Raw genomic sequence first — 16,981 nt, 5'->3', positions numbered from 1 at the left:
GTTGCTTATCTTCCGATAGCATAGTTGGGTCTGCCGCCAACGCATCATCATTACCGATATTTACCGACCATGTGGTCGAAAAAGGTTGCTTCCCGAGTAACCGGGATATATTCACGGATCAAGCTACGCGAACCCTCCTTCAAGAAATCGCGAGCTGGGAGAGGTTGGCGATGGCGGACCCGGAAATATGTGAAGCAGACCGGCTAAGTTCGAGGCGAGTATGCGCGTCCGGCTTCTTTCAAGCCGTGCTGATCCTCTGCTGCACAGATACTGAAAAGCCGCGCTCCCTGCTGCTCCTGACTCTATTCCGGTTCAATGGGTCAACGCCGTCCTTGCTGATTGCGATGGCTGATTAAAACCATGCCGATCTCTCAGATACGTTGGTTGCCGGAGGGATTGCGTAGCCGTCACCTCTCTAATCGACATACCGCAGCATCAACGATGCGCAGCGTAAACATGATGTTTAAGGAACGATCCATATGACGGAATCACGTAAAGCAAGCTTTGGATTCACAAAGCTGATTGTCGACGACGAAGAGGCTCAAGCCGAATATTATCATCAGGTATACGGCCTCAATAAGCTTCATCGCGTCCAGAATGACGATAGTGGCGCGGGTGGCGCGATACGCGAAGTCATCATGGGCCCAGGAGACACTATGTCTTCGGAGTCTTTGGTTATGTTCAAGCTTATCGATCGCCCGGCCCCTCGCGACCAGGAAGTTATTTTAGGCTTTATTACCGATGACCTGGATGCGCTTGCCTCGCGGGTTTTGGCGCATGGCGGCAAGCACAACGGCCCCATCAAATCAATGCCGGAACATGGCGTGCGCGTACTCTTCACCACCGATCCAGAAGGGCGGCTGAGTGAAAATGTCGAGCTGCTGGCAAAGTGAACATGTCAAACGTCCAACACTGAGGAGCCTGCCATGAATGCACCTTTTGTCATTCGTCCCGTCGCAGAGCCGCGCATCGTGGATGGCGTCTATACGGAGGATCAACATGCCCGGATGATGGATGTCATCCGCCGTGAAGGGCCGTGGAAGCTCGTGCTCGCACAGCATTTCAAGTCGGTCGAGGAACTGATCGCCACTGGCTCTGGATCAATGCCGGAGGGTGTGACGCCTACCTTGGACATGTTCGTTTCGCCACATTTTCGCGGCTATTTCGCCCAGCACGGCGTGTGCCAGTTCGAGGAACTTGAGGACATATTCTATAACAGCGGCAATATGGCGCGCGTCCGTTCCTACTGGAATGCGAAATATGCGGCGCCGGAGTCCATGAACTTCATTATCCAGGGTGCCGCGCATATGTCCGATCCGGCTCACCTTGATGCGACCGAGTTTCGCGGCATCACCCATCGCAACACGCCCATTTGGCTCATGAACACCATGACCAAATCTGGCTTGTTTCAGAAGTGGCTGGTGAAGAAAGCGCAGATCGTGTCCTGGTTCTACCGCGGCACTATTGGTGGCGGCTTCACTTACTGGCCCGACGGCCCGCAGGCCGCGCCCAAGCGAATTGCGGCGCCTATGTGGAACAGAGGCGTCGTCGTACAGAATGAAATGATGTTCCATCGCGGCGAAGCATGCGGCCCGCTGCACCGGCGCAAGCCCGAGGGGCTTGCATTCGAGTCCGTGATTTCAGCCGACCCAGAGGTCGCCGATGGTTGGCGGATCAAGACGGGCGACCGCGTGATCGATCGCATTTCCGCCGACGAGGTGCGGTTGATGGTTCACTGGGGCGCTAATGTCTATGCCGACATGGACGAGATGAAGATGATCCTTGAACATAAGGATGATCTTACACATGAGCAGGTGCTGGACATGTTCTGCGCGGATCTGCGCAAACGGGGCGTGAGCTTCGGGATGCCGTCCGACTTCCTGCACGATCGTGACTTCATCCGTGTGCTTACCGCGACCTACGACATGGGACGCCCGAGCATCTATCCGCGTGAAGCGCCTGGTCCTCATGAGGAGCAGATCGCCGCGTAAACTTGCGGCTACAAAGGCTCACAGTGCTCATGATCGAAATGAATATTTTCGGATGTCCGGAAAAATCAATCTTTCAATGAACCGCAAATCAATACTCTGCTCTTTTATAAAGAGCGGCCTCATAGGGGCCGACATACAATAATAATATCAAAAAATCAGATTAATTTGAGGGAGAGTGTATGAGAAGGGTAAAGAACAACTTCGATGTCCCGTTATTGGCAGGCGCGGCTTTTCTAGGTGCAATCGTGCCAGCTCAGGCCCAGACGGGAGCGTCGGATGCGGCTGCGCAAACGACGCAGATCAGCGATATCATCGTCACGGCGCAACGTCGCGAAGAACGCGCGCAGGACGTCCCGATCGTCATCAGCGCCTTCTCGCCGGAGAGAATCCGCGAACTGAATATCACCGAGCCGCAAAAGCTCTATGGCAACGTTCCTTCGTTGGTCGTCGGCACCCAGGGGCAGGCGAGCCGAGACGTGCAGAGCTTCTCCATCCGCGGGCAATCAACAGGCTTTCTCGCGCTACCGTCAGTTGCGACCTACTTTAACGAAGTACCACTCATCGCTTCGATCAGTCTCAGCCTTCAAGGAGGTCCAGGCCAGTTCGTCGACCTTGAGAATGTTCAGGTTCTTTCTGGCCCTCAGGGCACTTTGTTTGGCCGGAACACGACTGGCGGCGCGGTTCTGCTATCAGCGCACAAGCCGTCCACCGATCGGGTGGAAGGCTATGTGCAGGGGTCCTATGGCAATTATGACCTTGTGAACATCGAGGGCGCGCTCAACGTCCCGCTGATCGAGGATAAGCTCGCCGTTCGAGTGGCTGGCGCCTATTATGACCGCACCGGCTACACTCAGGACATCGTCTGGGACAAGGATCGCGACAACCAGCATTGGTATACTGGCCGGGTCAGCATTTTGGCGACCCCGACCGAGCGTCTGACCAATAATCTGATGATCTATGGTTCAAGATCGCGGAACAACGGCGCTGGCTATATCAATCGCGGCTTTCGGATCGGATCTTTGGTTACAGGGAACTGCGCAACGCCGACCTGTGCGGCTATCTATAACCGACAGACGGAGATCTCTCAGCAGATCGGTCCACGCAAGACCCGCAATGATGCTGACAGCTACAGCAATATTGACGCCTGGGGCGTGATCAACACGACAGATTTGGAACTGAGTGAGGAACTCACACTCCGTAACATCATAAGCTATCAGAAGCTTAAATCTGATTACGGCAATGACAATGATGGCACGCCGTTGCAGGCATATCAAATCTCGCAGAGTGCGAACTTCCCGGACTTCCCCGTCGCTGGGCTGACTGATGAATTCGGTATATCCGTCAATGGATATAACAATGCGGTGAATCTTACGGGGCCGCGCGACCATCTGAAACAGTTTACCGAAGAACTGCAGTTGCAGGGGAGAGCGCTCGATAACCATCTCACCTATGCGATCGGCGGCTTTTATATAGACACGAAGCCAGCGTCGGTGTGGCAGAGCGCAGCTGTCCAGTTCTGCTCACCGGATAATACCGGCAACCCGGTCACTTGTGCGGGCACTCGTTCCCTGAGCGGGGTTACCAACAAGTCGCGGGCCTTGTACGCCCAGGGAACGTTAGATTTCGGGGCATTTTCTGCTTCGCTCGAAAATCTGCGATTGACTGCAGGTTATCGTTATACCTGGGATACGGTGAAGGGGTTCAATACCTCATGGTCACCCCGCGCCGACGGCACCGTGATTTGTTCGGTGTTGGGTCCGATCCCGCGCCCCAGCCCCGCGGATTGCCGCTTTGACGCGACTCTGAAGACAAAGGCTCCAACCTGGACCATTGGCCTGGATTACAAGCCAATCGATGGCTTGATGGTCTATGGCAAGGTGACGCGCGGGTACAAGGCAGGCGGATTCAATTCGGTGGCAGTAAACTCCGAATTCCGGACATTCGATCCTGAAAAGCTCACCAGCTATGAAGCCGGTTTCAAGTCCGACTGGAGCATTGGCTCGGTGCCGGGTCGTCTGAATGTCACCTATTTCTATTCCGACTATAAGAATATCCAACGCCCGGGTTCGGACTTCAACCGAACCACCTTTGCAGGCGGGGCCAAGATCTTGTCGGCGACTGCCACGATCCAGGGTGTTGAGGCAGAAGCATCGATCCGCCCGTTTGAGGGACTGGAGATCGGCGGCACCTTCAGCCACACCGATGCCGACTACAAAAAATATCAGTTCACCTCGCTCGGTGCGGATCGCACCTGCCTGCCAGGTGGCGGCTTTGCAGTTGTTCCCTTCGGCGGCACCGTCGATGCGAGCTGCATACCATTCCAGTTCGTGACGCCTTACATCTACAATATCCGTGCCACGGCGAAGCTGCCGATGGGCGAGGACATGGGTGAATTGTCCTACCTCATCAGCTATTCCCACTTTTCCAAGCAGCATACGTCGCCCACTGGCGACCCGTCTTTCGAACCGGGATCGACGCTGGAGCCGTACGGTCTGCTGAACATGTCTCTCGATTGGCGGAATATCCGCCAGACGGGCTTGGACGCGAGCCTGTTCGTCACCAATGCGACGAACAAATTATATCGCGTTGCAAATGCCAACAGCTATAACGGCCTTGGCATCTTCGCGTCGCTTTACGGCGAACCGCGCATGTATGGGATCAGGCTGCGCTACAGCTTCGGCAACAACTAAATAGAATTTGAAAGATCGACGGACGCTCACTCAATGAGCGTCCGTTTTTTTGCTTAATTTTTGGCAGTCGCGTTTCTCAAGCACCAGTGAAGGCTGTAATTCCTCCATCAACGACCAATTCTGTGCCAGTGATGTAGTTCGCCTCGTCGGAGGCCAGAAACAGGGCGGCATGCGCTACATCCCAAGCGTCACCCATCCGCGCCATGGGAACCTGCGCGTTACGGCGAGCGACCATTCCTTCATAGTCGCCTGCATTATATTTGTCCGCCAGCCGCTGAACGATCGGCGTCATCATCAGTCCGGGAACGACGCAATTCATTCGCACACCCTTGGCGGCATAGGAAACTGCGGTAACCTTGGTGAAGTGGATCAAGCCCGCCTTGGCAGCGGCATAGGCAACCTGGTCTTTGCCTACCCAGCGTTGCCCAGCGATAGAGGAGATGTTGACGATGGCGCCCGCGCCCTGGCTTGCCATCACCGGCAGCGCGGCCTTGCTGGTCAAGAAAGCGCTCGTCAGATTGAGGTCGAGTTGGTGGCGCCAGACGGCTTCGTCCATCGTCTCGGGATTTCCAGGCTCCGAGCGGCCAACGTTGTTGATCAGCACGTCAAGGCGGCCAAAGCGGCCGACGCAGTCGTCAACGAGCGCCTGTACCTGCTCTCCGTTTGTCACGTCGCAGCTTGCCACGTGCATGACATGGCCTTCGCTTTTGACGATCTCGCAAGTCTCGGCGGCTGCATCCAGATCAAGATCGACACCCAGCACGGTTGCGCCCTGGCGCGCGAGCAGAACGGCTATCGCCTTTCCATTGCCCCAACCCGGCGCAAAAGAGCCGCAACCCGTGACGATGGCGATTTTATTATCCAGCCTTAGCATCCAACCCCTTCCTTCCCACTTGCGGAACGGGGATGGCAGCGCCATGGCGTAATGACAACTTAATTGCGGAGAGTGCAATGTCCCAGCCACCGCGCGTCATGCTCATCAGCGCTCTTGCCCAATCACCGGGGCCTGCGATGGACGCAATTCGCGAAGAATGGCCGGAAGCCAGCGCCCACAATCTGATCGATGACTCGCTTGCGGGTGATTATGCGGCGCTCGGTGAGATCACGGACGATATCTACGAAAGATTTTTGACGCTCGGCCGCTATGCGGCCGCGAGCAGTGATGGGCGCGCGCCGACCCAAGGCATATTGTTCACCTGTTCAGCCTTTCGTCCTGCAATCGAAAAGGTGAAGGCGGATCTCGACATCCCAGTCATTACACCCAATGAAGGCGCTTTCGACGAAGCCCTGAGGCTTTGCCGCGACAAGCCGGAGGGCGGCCGCATTGGTCTGCTGCTCACATTTCAGGGATCCGTGGCGCCGCTGGTGGCCGAGATCAACGCCATGGCTGATGCGATGGGTCAGGCGCATCCGACTGTCGTACCGGCGGTCGCGGCCGGAGCGCTGGAGGCTCTCCAAGCAGGCGACGGCGATCGGCATGACGCCTTGAGCGCCGCCGCAGCCGCCACATTGCCATCAGTCGATGTGATCGTCGTCGGGCAATTCTCCATGGCGCGCGCAGCCCCTCTCGTGAGAACGCTGCGATCTGAACCAATATTGACGACGCCGCACATGGCGGTGCGCAAGATACGGCGCTTGATCGAGGAGGCAGAGCGGCACACGGGACCCGATCCTGTTAACTGAATGGCCGAGGAGCGCCGTTACCAAGCTCGCGTCAAGAAGGTTCAGGTAGGTTAGTCCAAGTCCTCGTTGATTCCGAGGTCCGCGTCATCCTTGCGCGTGCCCGAAGTCGGATGTCTGGTGAGACTGGTGATCCCGCCCGCCACGCCTGATCGCCGCCTGGACGCGGGCGACCAATTCGCTGCGACGATATGGTTTGCCAAGCACGTCTAGCGCTTCCGGCTGCGGTCCCTGAAGAGCCATCTCGTCATTATAGCCGGTCGTAAGCAGTACGGGGACTTCAGGCGCGCGCGCCCTGACCTCCTGCGCGAGGGCGAGGCCATTGTGGGTTCCCGGCATCACCACATCGGAAAAGACGAGGGCGACGCCGCCATTTGTCGTCAGTTCCTCAAAGGCAGCCAGGCCTTGGTCATAATCATGGGCGACCCGGACGTGATAGCCCGCCTCCCGCAAAGTCGCTTCGGCAATATCTGCGATCATCGGCTCGTCCTCAACGACGAGGATTGTCTTGCTGCTCTGCCGATCGACCTCATCAGGCCGGAAGCCCCCGGTGTCGGGTTCCAAAGCCATCTGCCGATCATCATCGACAGGGATGGGGAAGAAGAAGCGGACCGATGTGCCCTGGCCCTCGACGCTATCGATCTTCAGCGCCCCCCGCGACTGCTGCGCAAAGCCGTGCGCGGTGGCGAGGCCCAACCCTGTACCTGCTCCCTTCGGCTTGGTCGTGAAAAAGGGTTCGATCGCGCGTTGCAGCGTGTCTTCGGACATGCCGGTGCCGTCATCATCCACCCGCATCACGACATATTGCCCATGATCGAGGCCAGGCACGGGATGTTCTGCGTCCACCGTTTCCGTGCCGGTGGAAACCGTAATCACGCCACCGGCGGCCACCGCGTCGCGCGCGTTGACGATGACGTTGATGAGGGCCATTTCCAGATGATTGGGATCGGCCTCGATCTCAGGCAGCCGCCGCCGCAGGTTCAGTTGCAGGTCGGCACGCGACCCCACCGTTGAATCCAGCAGTTCAGCAATGGAACTGATGAGGCCGGTCAGTTCGATCCGCCTTGGTTCCAGGCGGCTGCGGCGGGCAAAGGACAGGAGCTGGGCGGTCAGTTTCGTCCCCCGCTCGGCTGCCTGCGTGGCAGCGGCATGATAGCGCCTGAACGTCCGATCATCGTCCCGCCGCGCGGCCATCATGTCGAGGCTGCCGCCGAGGACCTGAAGCAGATTGTTGAAGTCATGGGCAAGCCCAGCCGTCAGCTGTCCGATGGATTCCATCTTCTGCGATTGGAAGCGGGTGGCCTCGGCCTCCCTGCGCGCGGTGACGTCGAGCTGACTGGCGAAGAAGTAGAGAAGCTCGCCATGCTCGTCATAGACTGGCCCGATGAAGACCCCGTTCCAAAAGGGGGAGCCGTCGCGCCGATAGTTCAATATCTCCACGCTGATGGCGTGACGTGCCGCGACGGCCTCACGCAATTGCCGCACTACTTCACGGTCGGTCTGAGCGCCCTGCAGGAACCGGCAGTTGCGGCCGACCACCTCATCAAGGTCATAGCCGGTGAGATCGAGAAAGGCATTGTTTGCAAAAACGATCGGATTGTCGTCCTGCGCAGGATCGGTCAGGATCATTGGCATGCGCGTCATCTCGATCGCGGCGAAGAAGACGCTGCCACGTTCGTCGAGCGACGGGTTGGTGATGACGCTTTGCTTCCAGTGATGCTGCCCGCTTTGGCTGCCCAATATATTGTCGTGCGGCGTATCCATTTCGCCGCGCGATGGGGTGCCGGTGGCTGCCTTGTCTTCCTCCATCACTCGATCTCGCTCGCCATATCTGCACGCACCAGTGTTAAAGAATGGCTGAGGTTCTGCGTTGGATCAACCGGTGCGGAAAAGATGACGCGCAGACCCGGCCGGTTGTCATCATCCTCGATCACCCCTGACAGCCCTTTGACCATGGCATTCAACCTACGCAATCCAAATCCCTGCCTGTTGCCCACATCCTATCCATTTGTCAGCGACAATAAGCCGGAATCGGGCGCGGTGCTGCTCCAGAACAACCAAAATCGGCCTTGGTGCCCCGCCATATGCATATTTCTGCGCGTTGATGACGAGTTCACCAGTATGAGTCCCATATTGACGGCATTATTCAGCTGACACTTGAGCGGTCGATACGACCTAAAATGAAAAAGGGGCCAGCAGGGTATCCTGCTGGCCCCGATCTCAGATAAAAGTTCCGTCGAAATTAGAAGCGGAACATTCCGGTCAAACCGAACTCACGCGGATTGGTGACGTTTACGATGCGATAGCCGGAGTCGTAAGCGATACCTGCTGCCGTGTTGATCTGACTGGTGCCCAGGCTGGTGTTCGTGATCCGCTTCTGGTTCAACACATTCTTCGCGAAAGCGGTGAGTTCAAAACGATCGTCTTCGGTGCGGAAGCCCGCGAAGATGTTCAGCAGCGTACGGGAGCGATAGTTGTAATCGACCTGGTCAGCGTAGAAGCCAGGACGATAGTTGACCAAGGCCCGTACAAACGGGGTGACCTGACCCATCGGGAAACGAATTTCCGTATTGGCCGTCAGGTTGAAGTCCGGCGTCTGCGACAATCGTCCATTGGTCTCGCAATAGCTTACATTGCCGGGGCCCGTGACAGCGGGAGAAGTTGCATCCTGGTTCGGCGAACCAGTACCGGCATAGTCATTGCAGGGCACGACAGCATTATCGTAGCGTGCGCGGACATAGGAAGCGCTTACACCCAGGTCCCAGTTATCGTTGACGCGGCCATCGATCGACGCTTCCACGCCCTTGATCTTTGCATCGCCATTATAGTTGAAATCGAATCCACCGGTTGGCGGGCTGGCTGTAGCCGACTCATAATAGATGCCGGTGAAGCGGTTGAGGTAATTTTCCAGAGTCTGGTAGAAAGCCGCTACAGTGAAGTTCACGCGGTTGTCCAGCAGCTTGCCCTTCAGGCCAACTTCAAAGGAGTCGGTCTTTTCGGGCTGTGTACGGATCAGGTCCCGGCTCACACCCAGTGGAACCGCCACGCCCGTGCTACCGGCGCGGTAGGAATGCCCATAAGCGAAATAGGCATTGAGCCGCGGGTTAAACTCGTAGGAAACCGTCACACCGCCGGTCAGCGGCTTGTTGGTGAACCGCTGCAGGTCGGCCGGGACGCCTTGTTCGGGCGGAAGGGCTCCGAACACCGGGGAGGATACGAAGATATCTGTAGTCTGGACATTCTTAATGATCGAGTAGCGAAGGCCACCCTCAATCGAGAAGCCATTTGAACGATATCGTAGATTGCCGTTGAACGACCATGTTTGCGTGTTCACGGGCGTGAATACTTCAGTGTCGATCGGCAGATAGAAGCCAAGCGCGATGGGAACCGGAGCGAAGAACTGATCTGCGCGCTGATTGGTGACAACAGTGCCAGTCTGCTTCGTGTAGAATGCGCCTACGCCCCAACCGAAGCCTTCCTTGTTGTTGGAGGCAAGACGAACTTCAGCCGAGTCCACCTTGTAAGGCGAGCGGACCGTGGATGCGTACACATAATCCGGGATGGCGTTGCCCGCGTCGAGATCGCGCTCAGCAGTCAGCCTGCTGTACTGATGAGCTCCGACGAACGACAGGGTTGCCGGACCGAGATCATAGTCGAATGCCAGGTTAACGATGTGGCTCTCATTCTGGTTGCGGAAGCGGCCGTCCGAGACTGCGGCATAGTCCGAAGAGTCGAGCGCCGGACCCGACCGGTTGAAGCCATCTGCCAGAGCGCCGGAACCAACAACCTGCTGGTTCTGAAGATTGTCGGCGAACAGATACTGGTAGCTCAGATAAGCGGTGAAATCGCTGCTCGGACGCCAGCCCAAGGTCACGCGCGCGCTTTCGGTGCGGCTGCGCGAGCGCTCGTCGCGCGTGATGTTGCGCACATTGTTCAGGCGGTTGCCATCGACGAGGCCAGCAACGCGGATCGCGAGCGTGTCGTTGAACGGCAGCGAAACGCCTGCCTGGACGTTGTAGCCAGCGCGCGACGTCGCGGTCGCCTGTGCATAGCCTTCGATCTCGTCGAAGTTCGGGCGGCGCGTTGCAATGGTGATGGAGCCGGCCGGGGCGGACAGGCCGCGCAGCAGGCCCTGCGGCCCACGCAGCACTTCGATCTGCTGAATGTCATACAGGGCGGTGTAGACGGTTTGCGCGTCGGTCGGAATTTCGTTGTAATAGACCTGCACCGCCGGGCTCGTGCCCTGGTCCGGATCGAAGGTCACGCCGCGCAGGGTGGTCGTGTTGTTGCGGCCTGAGGTGTTGGTGAGTTCAAGGCCCGGCGCGAGCTGCTGCACGTCCTTGGCGTCGAAGATGTTGAACTTCTGGAGCTGCTCGCCGGTCGCGACGTTGACGGTCATCGGCACCGACTGGAGCGAGCGCGCCTCACGAGTTGCGGTAACGACGATCTCGTTTACGTCATTGCCTTCGCTGCCGGCGGCATCCTGTGCCAAAGCAGCTGCCGGTGCGATCAGAGCGGCGCTGCACAACAACGCAGCGAGGGTATTCGCCTTTTTCATGTCATCCTTTCCAAGGTTCAGGGATTAGGTCCCGCGAATGGTGCCGCCGCTAGACGCGGCGTGGCCAAGCCGCAATCCGGTTCAGCATCTGACAGCATTTTTCGAACGAAACCGTGCTTTATATGCAACAGATGGTCAGAGGATTTGACGGTTTATCCCATCAATACTGCATATTAGTGCTGTTGATATGACCATTTGCAGATCGCGGAGTCGCTTGGCGGGTCGGCGGAGGAAGGACCGGGAGGGAAGCTAGCTAATGCGTTAAGGCTCGATCACGGACTTGCTATTAGTACATAATCGTTCGAATAATGAGAGATCGTTTGAGGAGAGGCCAGGATCATGAACATGCCCCAATCGTTGCTGGTGACCGTCGCCATGTGCATGGCGAGCACCGCTCTTGCCGCACCAGCCGAGCAGCGCATTGCTCAGCAAGGCCGCTGGTTCGTGGATCAGGCTGGCCGCACGATCATGATCCATGGTGGCAATGTCACGCTTCCCGAATTCCGCGCTGGCGGTTCCGATGATCAGCGATGGAGTGCGGAGACGCCCTCCCGCATGGCGGAACAGGGCTTCAATGGCGTGCGGCTCGTCATCTTCCTGTCGGGCTTGATGCCGCAACCCGGCGTCATCGACACAGCCTATATGGAGCGCATTGCGAAAACCGTGGCGGCGTACAAGGAAGCGGGGATCTACACCCTCATCGATTTCCATCAGGATCAATATTCTGCGCTGGTTGGCGTACGGGGCATGCCGGATTGGGCGGTTTTTGCAGACGGTCATCAGCGTATCCCCGGCATGAATTTCCCGATGGGCTATTTCAAGGATCCTGCGGTACAGCGTTCCTTCGACAATTTCTGGAAGAACCATCCGGTTCCCGGCACGGGGAAGGGTGTCCAGGATCTTTATGTAGAGGGACTGGCAGCGGTGGCGCGGCGGTTCCGGGACGATCCGGCGGTGATTGGCATCGATGTCATGAATGAACCAGCGACTGGAAGCAGATGTGCGCAGCCTGATCCGGCCAAGGCGAACTGCCCGGAGTTGGAACAGGAACTGCTGAAACCCTTTTACGAAAAGGCGTCGCGGGCGATCAATGAAGCTGCGCCGCGGATGATCGTCTTTGTCGAGCCCTTCATGCTCCAGGGGGCTCTTGGCACGCCGATCAACACGCCCTTTGCCGCCGCGCAGGGGACGCGCGGCTTTTCATTCCACAATTATGGCCCGGTCAAAGAAATACGCGACCGGGTGAACGATGGCGCGCTGGCCCATGCTCAACAGGAGAAGGCGGCGATCATCAATACCGAGTGGGGCTTCAGCAACGATCCGGCCGAGATAGCGGGACAGGCCGCCGACTTCGACATGCGCCACATATCCTGGCTCGCCTGGACGCGGGGCGCGTTCGAGGCTCTGGTCGATCCCAAGCTGCCTGATCGGGGCAATGGCAATCGCGTCGCGCTGCTGCGCGCCTATGCGCGCCCCTATGCAGAGGCGACGGCGGGCACGCCGGTGACGATGAGCTTCGACGGCGCGAAGGGCATGATGCGATATCATTATACCTCTGCACCGCCCGGTGGTGGCGCGGCGAAGGGCGAGACCATGATCCGCATCCCGGCCGTCAACTATCCAGGCGGCTACACTGTCACGGTAAGCGGGGGCACGGTCCGTTCGGCAAAGAACGCGCCGGTCCTGCGGATAGCGAATGCGCGGGGCGCCAGGGACGTGACGGTCACGCTCAGCCGCGTCGGGGAATTGCCGCCGCTTCCGGCGGGCAAGGGCGAGCCCGACCGGAGCGAGGCCGCCTTGCGCGCGCTGCCGCCGATCCCGGCGGGTCCGCTCACGCGCAATTCCCTTCTGGGCCATATCGTCGTGACACCGGGCGGGCGGGCGCTGCTCGACCGGCAGGTGCCGGGCATGCTCGCGGGGATGAGCCATGTTCATGGGTGGGAGAAGATGACGCTCGCCAGCGTCCAGCAGTTCGACAGCAATACGCTGAACCAGGCGAAGATGAAGCAGATCGAGGCGGAGCTTGCCACGCTGAAGGTCGTGGCGGGGCCGGTCAGGGTTCAGGCGGCAGACCGGCTGAGCACCGAGTCCCTCACCAGCGACCTGCTCGCCGATCCGCGTGCCCGCGCCATCCTCGACCGCGAGGCTCCGGGCCTGTCGACCTCTTCTCAGCAAGGACTGTTTCCCCAGACGCGGCTGCGCGCGCTTCAGCCTGCCATGCCGGAGATATTGACCGACGCGGCGCTCGACCGGATCGAAAAGGCGCTGGCGGCGCTGCCGAAATAAGGCAGCCTATGCGGGTCGGGGAAATCCCGTCCCGCGATCGGCCAGCTGCTGTTCGATGGCCAGGAACAGGGGAGGCGGCGCATTGAGCAGATGCTCCGCCTCCGCCGATGCAGCCCATCCCAGAGTGCGCTTGAGGTCGAACCCTGCGAGGAGGGGGCGCGCGACCCCCTCCCGCCGGTAACAGAGCGGCATCACGGTGATGCCCAGGCCCGCGGCGATCAGGTTCAGGACGCGATCGTCATCAGTGGACCGCAAAGCGAAATGCGGCCGCACGCCCCGTTCGGTGAAATGGCGGCTGGTGTCGGACAGCGCCTCGCAATGACGGCGAACGATCATCACCTCATTGGCCAGTTCCTCTGCCGCGATGCTTTCTTGCCCGGCCAAGGGGTGATCGGCGGGCATCGCCAGGGCATAGCCTTCGGTGCAGACCGGCTTTTCCAGGAACCGTTCGCCGCCGCGCTGGACCAGGGTCAACGCCATGTCGATCCGGCCTTTCGCCAAATGGCTGGTCAGTTCCCGTTCGCTGCCGAAGATCAGTTCGAAGCGGTATTGTTTCATCGGTTGTGTCGCCGCGACCGCCTGCGCCACAAGCGCGCTCGGCACGCTGCCCAGAACGCCCAGCCGCAGGGTTGGTGGATGATCGGCCGGGCTCATCGAACCAATGGCGAGGTTGAATTCCCGCTCTATTCTGCGCGCATGGACAAGGAAACGGCTCCCCGCTTCGGTCAGTTCGACGCGCTGGTTGGTTCGCACGAACAGCGGCGTCCCGAGGGTGCGTTCCAATTTCGCGATCCCGACCGACAGCGTGGGTTGCGACACATTGCAATGCGCGGCGGCGCGCGAAAAATTGCCCTGATCCACGACGGCCAGAAAATAGCGGAGGAGATAGCGGTCAAGCATCGTGGATATGGAGCGCGGACCTCGGATCGAGTCTGATCATTATAGATAGCGTTAATAGCATGGATGGCGAAACTTCAATTTATCGCCTGGGCAAAGGGATGATAAGCATGGCGGCAGGAGAGTTTTCCATGACCGATTTCGATTTCGCCCTGGGCGACAATGCCGACATGATCCGGGAAAGCGCCGCCCGCTTTGCCGCTGACAGGATCGCCCCCCTCGCGGCGGAGATCGATGAGAAGGACTGGTTTCCCCGCGACGAACTATGGACCACGATGGGCGATCTGGGCCTGCACGGCATCACGGTGGAAGAGGAGTTTGGCGGCCTTGGCCTTGGCTATCTGGAGCATGTCGTCGCACAGGAGGAGGTGGCGCGGGCATCGGCCTCCATCGGCCTGTCCTATGGCGCGCATTCCAACCTTTGCGTCAACCAACTGCGCCGTTGGGGCAATGAAGCGCAAAAGGCCAGATATCTGCCCAAGCTGATCTCTGGCGAGCATGTCGGCAGCCTTGCCATGTCGGAAACGGGCGCGGGCTCCGACGTCGTGTCGATGAAGCTGAAGGCGCAGAAGAAGGGCGATCGCTACATTCTCAACGGCACCAAATTCTGGATCACCAACGCGGCTTATGCCGACACGCTGATCGTCTACGCCAAGACCGGCGAAGGATCGAAGGGCATCACCACCTTCATCGTCGAAAAGGGGATGAAGGGCTTTTCGATCGGGCAGAAGATCGCGAAAGTCGGCATGCGCGGATCGCCCACATCGGAACTGGTGTTCGAAGATTGCGAAGTCCCGGAAGAGAATATCATGGGCCCGTTGAACGGCGGCGCGGGTGTGCTGATGTCGGGGCTCGATTATGAGCGCACCGTGCTGTCGGGCATCCAGCTCGGCATCATGCAGGCCTGCCTCGACGTGGTGCTGCCCTATGTCCGGGAGCGCAGGCAGTTCGGAAAGCCGATCGGCGCGTTCCAGCTGATGCAGGCGAAGATCGCGGACATGTATGTCGCGCTCAACAGCGCCCGGGCCTATGTCTATGCCGTGGCGAAGGCATGCGACGCGGGCAGGACGACGCGTTTCGATGCGGCGGGCGCGATCCTGCTGGCGTCGGAAAATGCGATGAAGACCGCGCTGGAAGCGGTGCAGGCGCTGGGCGGGGCGGGCTATACCAAGGACTGGCCGGTCGAACGCTACATGCGCGACGCCAAGCTGCTGGATATCGGCGCGGGGACCAATGAAATCCGCCGGATGCTGATCGGCCGGGAGTTGATCGGGGCATGAGCGCGCCGGTTCTGGACACGAAGCTTTCGCGGGCAGGAGAGGGCTTTCGTGCGAACGCCGCGCATAATCGCGAGCTGGCCGAGCAACTGCGTGAGAGGGTCGCCGCCGCTGGCTTGGGTGGTTCGGAAAATGCCCGTGCCAAACATGTGGCGCGCGGCAAGCTGCTGCCCCGCGATCGGGTCGAACGGCTGCTCGATCCAGGATCGCCCTTTCTGGAAATAGGCCAGCTTGCCGCCAACGGCCTCTATCATGACGAAGTGCCGGGCGCGGGCATCATTACGGGCATCGGGCGGGTGTCCGGCCGTCAGGTGATGATCGTCTGCAACGATGCGACGGTGAAGGGCGGCACCTATTATCCCTTGACCGTGAAGAAGCATCTGCGCGCGCAGGAGATCGCGTTCGAAAACCGGCTGCCCTGCATTTATCTGGTGGATAGTGGCGGCGCGAACCTGCCCAACCAGGCGGAAGTTTTCCCCGACAAGGAGCATTTCGGCCGCATCTTCTACAATCAGGCGAACCTGTCGGCGCGCGGCATCCCGCAAATCGCCTGCGTGATGGGAAGCTGCACGGCGGGCGGCGCCTATGTCCCCGCTATGTCCGACGAAACGGTGATCGTGCGCGATCAGGGCACAATCTTCCTGGCCGGGCCGCCGCTGGTGCAGGCGGCCACGGGCGAAGTCATTTCGGCCGAGGATCTGGGCGGCGGCGACCTGCATGGCCGCAAGTCCGGCGTGGTGGATCATGTCGCGGACAATGACGACCATGCGCTTTCGATCGTGCGCGACATCGTTTCGACGCTTCAGCCGGACCTGAAGCCCGGCGTCAATCTGCGCGACGTGAAGCCGCCCCAATATGATCCGCGCGATCTCTACGGCATCGTGCCACAGGATGTCCGGGCGCCCTATGACGTGCGCGAGGTGATCGCGCGGATCGTCGACGGCAGCGAATTTCATGAATTCAAGGCGCTTTACGGCACCACGCTCGTCTGCGGCTTTGCGCATATCTGGGGCATGCCGGTCGCGATCCTCGCCAATAATGGCGTGCTGTTCAGCGAGAGCGCGGTGAAGGGCGCGCATTTCATCGAGCTTGCCTGTCAGCGGCGTATTCCGCTGCTGTTCCTCCAGAATATCTCCGGCTTCATGGTCGGCGGCAAATATGAGGCGGAGGGGATTGCCAAGAATGGCGCGAAGCTGGTGACGGCGGTCGCGACGGCGCAGGTGCCCAAGATCACGCTGCTGATCGGCGGCAGCTTCGGCGCGGGCAATTACGGCATGTGCGGCCGGGCCTATCAGCCGCGCTTCCTCTTCACCTGGCCCAATGCGCGCATCTCGGTGATGGGCGGGGAGCAGGCCGCGTCGGTACTCGCCACCGTGCATCGCGATGCGGCCAAATGGTCGCCCGAGCAAGCCGAAGCCTTCAAGACGCCGATCCGCGAAAAATATGAGCAGGAAGGCAATCCCTATTATGCCACCGCGCGGCTGTGGGACGATGGCATCGTCGATCCGGCGCAGACCCGCGACGTACTGGGCCTCGCCTTCGCCGCGACGCTGAACGCGCCGATCGCTCAGCGGCCGCAGTTCGGCATCTTCAGGATGTGAT

At 59.5% G+C, this 16,981-nt stretch carries 12 protein-coding genes; 7 read left to right on the top strand and 5 right to left on the bottom strand.

The annotated features are described in order from the left end of the window. The first annotated feature begins 479 nt into the window (after window positions 1-479). The 3 genes from ACYU8T_RS15780 to ACYU8T_RS15770 all read left to right on the top strand — a co-directional run bounded on the left by ACYU8T_RS15780 (window position 480) and on the right by ACYU8T_RS15770 (window position 4,681). A complete protein-coding gene (locus ACYU8T_RS15780; protein WP_461160221.1) occupies window positions 480-893 on the top strand; it encodes a VOC family protein in 414 nt (137 codons plus the stop codon). Window positions 894-926: 33 nt separating this feature from the next. Then, entirely contained in the window at window positions 927-1,991 is a 1,065-nt protein-coding gene (locus ACYU8T_RS15775; RefSeq protein WP_461160220.1) for a hypothetical protein, read from the top strand. A gap of 179 nt (window positions 1,992-2,170) precedes the next feature. Then, window positions 2,171-4,681 (top strand): TonB-dependent receptor, encoded by a 2,511-nt coding sequence (locus ACYU8T_RS15770; protein WP_461160219.1) that lies wholly within the window; start codon window positions 2,171-2,173, stop codon window positions 4,679-4,681. 76 nt (window positions 4,682-4,757) lie between these two features. On the opposite strand, the gene ACYU8T_RS15765 is transcribed toward ACYU8T_RS15770, so the two are convergent. Further along, window positions 4,758-5,555 carry an SDR family NAD(P)-dependent oxidoreductase gene (locus ACYU8T_RS15765; protein WP_461160218.1) on the bottom strand — a complete coding sequence of 266 codons (798 nt, stop codon included), beginning with the start codon at window positions 5,553-5,555 and terminating at the stop codon, window positions 4,758-4,760. A gap of 77 nt (window positions 5,556-5,632) precedes the next feature. On the opposite strand from ACYU8T_RS15765, the gene ACYU8T_RS15760 reads away from it, so the two are divergent. Continuing rightward, window positions 5,633-6,364 carry an aspartate/glutamate racemase family protein gene (locus tag ACYU8T_RS15760; RefSeq protein ID WP_461160217.1) on the top strand — a complete coding sequence of 244 codons (732 nt, stop codon included), beginning with the start codon at window positions 5,633-5,635 and terminating at the stop codon, window positions 6,362-6,364. Window positions 6,365-6,448: 84 nt separating this feature from the next. Here ACYU8T_RS15760 and ACYU8T_RS15755 read toward each other — a convergent pair whose 3' ends face one another. The 3 genes from ACYU8T_RS15755 to ACYU8T_RS15745 all read right to left on the bottom strand — a co-directional run bounded on the left by ACYU8T_RS15755 (window position 6,449) and on the right by ACYU8T_RS15745 (window position 10,919). Next, a complete protein-coding gene (locus ACYU8T_RS15755) occupies window positions 6,449-8,170 on the bottom strand; it encodes a PAS domain-containing protein (RefSeq protein ID WP_461160402.1) in 1,722 nt (573 codons plus the stop codon). Continuing rightward, window positions 8,170-8,334, bottom strand: a complete 165-nt coding sequence (locus ACYU8T_RS15750) for a hypothetical protein (RefSeq protein ID WP_461160216.1) — start codon at window positions 8,332-8,334, stop codon at window positions 8,170-8,172. The genes ACYU8T_RS15755 and ACYU8T_RS15750 overlap by 1 nt, the downstream gene beginning before the upstream one ends. Before the next feature lie 269 nt (window positions 8,335-8,603). Beyond that, a complete protein-coding gene (locus ACYU8T_RS15745; RefSeq protein WP_461160215.1) occupies window positions 8,604-10,919 on the bottom strand; it encodes a TonB-dependent receptor in 2,316 nt (771 codons plus the stop codon). A gap of 339 nt (window positions 10,920-11,258) precedes the next feature. Here ACYU8T_RS15745 and ACYU8T_RS15740 point away from each other — a divergent pair, with 339 nt between their 5' ends. Further along, window positions 11,259-13,205, top strand: coding sequence for a cellulase family glycosylhydrolase (locus ACYU8T_RS15740; RefSeq protein ID WP_461160214.1), 1,947 nt, complete (start codon window positions 11,259-11,261; stop codon window positions 13,203-13,205). 6 nt (window positions 13,206-13,211) lie between these two features. Here the strand turns inward: ACYU8T_RS15740 and ACYU8T_RS15735 are convergent, their stop codons facing one another. Then, entirely contained in the window at window positions 13,212-14,105 is an 894-nt protein-coding gene (locus ACYU8T_RS15735; protein WP_461160213.1) for a LysR family transcriptional regulator, read from the bottom strand. A gap of 128 nt (window positions 14,106-14,233) precedes the next feature. Between ACYU8T_RS15735 and ACYU8T_RS15730 the strand changes: the two genes are divergently transcribed. Together ACYU8T_RS15730 and ACYU8T_RS15725 are read left to right on the top strand one after the other, a co-directional pair. After that, the gene (locus ACYU8T_RS15730; RefSeq protein WP_461160212.1) at window positions 14,234-15,382 is read left to right on the top strand and encodes an isovaleryl-CoA dehydrogenase; all 1,149 of its coding nucleotides are present in this window, start codon (window positions 14,234-14,236) and stop codon (window positions 15,380-15,382) included. Next, window positions 15,379-16,980, top strand: coding sequence for a carboxyl transferase domain-containing protein (locus tag ACYU8T_RS15725; RefSeq protein WP_461160211.1), 1,602 nt, complete (start codon window positions 15,379-15,381; stop codon window positions 16,978-16,980). The genes ACYU8T_RS15730 and ACYU8T_RS15725 overlap by 4 nt, the downstream gene beginning before the upstream one ends. Window position 16,981 lies beyond the last annotated feature (1 nt).

The sequence above is a fragment of the Sphingobium sp. TomMM35A genome (assembly GCF_054771735.1).
Note: the sequence above shows the minus strand (reverse complement) of the source record. Positions and strands in the feature narration are given on the sequence as shown.